Annotated in this window: 1 pseudogene; it reads left to right on the forward strand. The window is 78.8% G+C overall.

Features of this window, described 5'->3' with window-relative positions:
• A pseudogene (locus G3573_RS21945) lies at nucleotides 1-552 on the forward strand (TonB-dependent receptor); the annotation flags it as partial.

The following is a 552-nucleotide window of genomic DNA, read 5'->3' on the forward strand; positions in this document are numbered from 1 at the left end:
GCGCGCAGGCGCGTACGAGGAGGCCAAGGGCGCGGGCCTGGTCGGCGCGAACTCGCGCGCCAGCGGCGTCGTCGCCAGCCTCGCGGTCGCCGCGCCGCCGGACGAGGAACGTCTGGGCTGGCGCGTGCAGGCCTGGGCGCGCGACACCGACCTGGTCAACCGCTCGGTCGCGGTGGGCGCGGCCCGCGCCTTCACCACGCCGGCGAATGACCAGTACGCCACGCCGGCGCTGGGCTGGGGCGTGAACGCGGCGGTGGGCGGCGTCGACGGCGGCCTGACCTGGGAGGCGGGGCTGGACGCGCGCTTCGCCGACGGGGAGTCGCGCGAGCGCTTCCGGTTCATCGGCGGGAACTTCACCCGCGACCGGCGCGCCGGCGGACGCCAGAGCGTGGCGGGCGCCTATGTCGACGGCGCCTGGCGCAGCGGATCCTGGCTGGTGGCCGGCGGCGCGCGGCTGGACGGCTGGGCCAGCGGCGACGGCAGGCGGGTGGAACGCGACCGGGCGACCGGCGCGGTGCTGCTGGACGACCGGCCGCCGGACCGCGACGGGAC

It is taken from the genome of Caulobacter sp. 17J65-9 (genome assembly GCF_010975005.1).
Classification (GTDB): Bacteria; Pseudomonadota; Alphaproteobacteria; order Caulobacterales; family Caulobacteraceae; genus 17J80-11.